3 protein-coding genes are annotated in these 2,776 nt (G+C 71.1%); all 3 read left to right on the plus strand.

All coding sequences use genetic code 11. The features are described 5' to 3' along the window. Positions 1-2: 2 nt before the first annotated feature. Entirely contained in the window at positions 3-962 is a 960-nt protein-coding gene (locus VGK78_RS13480) for an electron transfer flavoprotein subunit alpha/FixB family protein (protein ID WP_331528170.1), read from the plus strand. A 132-nt stretch (positions 963-1,094) separates the two neighbouring features. After that, positions 1,095-2,336, plus strand: coding sequence for a glutamate-5-semialdehyde dehydrogenase (locus VGK78_RS13485; protein WP_331528171.1), 1,242 nt, complete (start codon positions 1,095-1,097; stop codon positions 2,334-2,336). A gap of 178 nt (positions 2,337-2,514) precedes the next feature. Further along, positions 2,515-2,776 (plus strand): nicotinate-nucleotide adenylyltransferase (gene nadD / locus VGK78_RS13490; protein ID WP_331528172.1); only part of this gene is annotated, 262 nt, incomplete at its 3' end.

Genomic DNA, 2,776 nt, shown 5'->3' on the forward strand with positions numbered 1-2,776 from the left:
TGGTGGTGGTCGACCACGCCGACGGCCCTGATGGTGTGGCGGTCAAGAAGCCGACGTACGAGATGCTCACCCTGGCCGCCCGCATCGGCGAGCCGTCCGCGGTGTTCCTGGGCCCGAAGGACCAGGGCTCCGAGGTGGCCGAGGCCGTGAAGACGTACGGCGCCGGCAAGGTGTACGTCGTCGACGACGCGGACCTGAAGGGCTTCCTAGTCGCGCCGAAGGCCGAGGCGCTGCAGCAGCTGGTCGAGAAGACCTCGCCCGGGGCGGTGCTGATCGCCTCGTCCGCGGAGGGCAAGGAGATCGCGGGCCGGCTCGCGATCAAGACCGACTCCGGACTGATCACCGACGCCGTCGACGTGGAGTCGGGTGACGGAGGTCCGGTGACCACCCAGTCGGTGTTCGCCGGCAGCTACACGGTCAAGGCGAAGGTGACGAAGGGCACCCCGATCATCACGGTCAAGCCGAACTCCGCCGCCCCGGTCGAGTCGGCCGCTGCCGGTGAGGTCGAGGAGGTCTCGGTGACCGTGTCCGACGCCGCCAAGGGCGCGCAGATCGTGGCGGCGCAGCCGCGCACGGCGACCGGACGCCCCGAGCTCACCGAGGCGGCGATCGTGGTCTCCGGCGGTCGCGGGACCGGAGGCAAGTTCGAGCCGGTCGAGGACCTCGCCGACGCGCTCGGCGCGGCCGTGGGCGCCTCCCGTGCGGCCGTCGACTCCGGCTGGAAGCCGCACTCCTACCAGGTCGGCCAGACCGGCAAGACCGTCTCGCCGCAGCTCTACATCGCCGCCGGCATCTCCGGCGCCATCCAGCACCGGGCCGGCATGCAGACCTCGAAGACCATCGTGGCGGTCAACAAGGACGAGGAGGCGCCGATCTTCGAGCTCGTCGACTTCGGCGTGGTCGGCGACCTCCACACCGTCCTCCCCGCGGTGACCGAGGAGGTCAAGCAGCGCAAGGGCTGAGGCCCAGGGATGCGCCGGTTCATCACGGTATGTAGGCGAACCGGAACCCCTCGAGCGGAGCTCCGCTACAGAAGCGGTGGTTGACCAACATACCGTGATGAACCTGCCGCCCCCCGGCTCTACGCTTTCCACATGACCGACGTCGCCGAGCTGGGTCGCCGAGCGCGGGAGGCGTCCCGGGAGCTGGGCCTGGCCACGCGGGCGGCCAAGGATGCGGCGCTGCTGAGCATGGCGGACGCCCTCGACTCGGCCACCGAGCGGATCCTCGCGGCCAACGACGACGACGTACGCCGCGCCGAGGACGCCGGCACGGAGGCGCACCTGGTCGACCGGCTGCGGCTGACGCCGGACCGTGTGGCCGCGATGGCCGACGGGCTACGCGACCTGGCACGGCTGCCCGACCCGGTCGGCGAGGTGGTGCGCGGCAGCACGCTCGCCAACGGGCTCGAGCTGCGGCAGGTGCGGGTGCCGTTCGGCGTCGTCGGGATGATCTACGAGGGCCGTCCCAACGTGACGGTCGACGCGGCAGGCATCTGCCTCAAGTCGGGCAACGCGGCGCTGCTCCGCGGCAGCAGCAGCGCGACCTCCAGCAACGAGACGCTCGTGGAGATCCTCCGCGACGCCGTCGAGAGCTCGGGGATCTCGGCCGACTGCATCCAGCTGGTCCCGGCCGACTCGCGCGAGACGGTGAAGGAGCTGATGCGCGCCCGCGGCCTCGTCGACGTGCTCGTGCCACGCGGGGGAGCGGGGCTGATCCGGTCGGTCGTCGAGGAGTCGACGGTGCCGGTGATCGAGACCGGGGTCGGCAACTGCCACGTCTACGTCGACCGGGCGGCCGACCTCGAGATGGCGCTTGCGATCGTCCTCAATGCGAAGACCCAGCGCACCAGCGTCTGCAACGCGGCCGAGTCGCTGCTCGTGCACGCCGACGTCGCGGAGGAGTTCCTGCCGCGGGTCGTCGCGGCGCTGCAGGACGCGGGCGTGACGATCCACGGCGACGCCGCGTTCACGGCGTACGACGGCGTGGTCGCGGCGAGCGAGGACGACCACGGCCGCGAGTACCTCAGCCTCGACATCTCCGCCGCCGTGGTGCCCGACCTCGACGCGGCGCTCGACCACATCCGGCGGTACTCCACCGGCCACACCGAGGCGATCGTGACCGGCGACCAGGCCGCGGCTCGCCGCTTCGTGGCCGAGGTCGACGCCGCCGCCGTGCTGGTGAACGCCTCGACGCGGTTCACCGACGGCGGGGAGTTCGGGTTCGGCGCCGAGATCGGGATCAGTACCCAGAAGCTGCACGCCCGCGGGCCGATGGGGCTGCGCGAGATGACCTCCACCAAGTACGTCGTGACCGGCGACGGCCACACGCGGTGACTCGGTTACCCTTCACCCGTGACTCCGCTCATCCTCAACCACTGGGTCGTCGGCTCCGGCGTCCTGGTGATCTTCATCCTGCTCATGCTCGCGCTCCTCGTGTTCGGCGCGGGACGCGAGCACAGCTGAGCATCCTCGTGGCAGGGTCATGAGCGCCCGCGCCCGCAGGATCGGGGTGATGGGCGGCACGTTCGACCCGATCCACCACGGTCACCTCGTCGCCGCCTCGGAGGTGCAGGCGTGGTTCGACCTCGACGAGGTCGTGTTCGTGCCGACCGGAGCGCCGTGGCAGAAGTCCGACCGGCAGGTCACGGCCGCCGAGGACCGCTACCTGATGACGGTCATCGCCACCGCGTCCAACCCTCGCTTCTGGGTCTCGCGGGTCGACATCGACCGCGGCGGCCCGACGTACACCATCGACACGCTGCGCGACCTGAGCG

Source organism: Nocardioides sp., from assembly GCF_036503465.1.
Taxonomy (GTDB): Bacteria; Actinomycetota; Actinomycetes; order Propionibacteriales; family Nocardioidaceae; genus Nocardioides.

What these genes read in the sequence shown, in the direction of transcription:
- VGK78_RS13485 (WP_331528171.1), top strand. Translation starts at nt 1,095, where the DNA reads ATGACCGACGTCGCCGAGCTGGGTCGCCGAGCGCGGGAGGCGTCCCGG.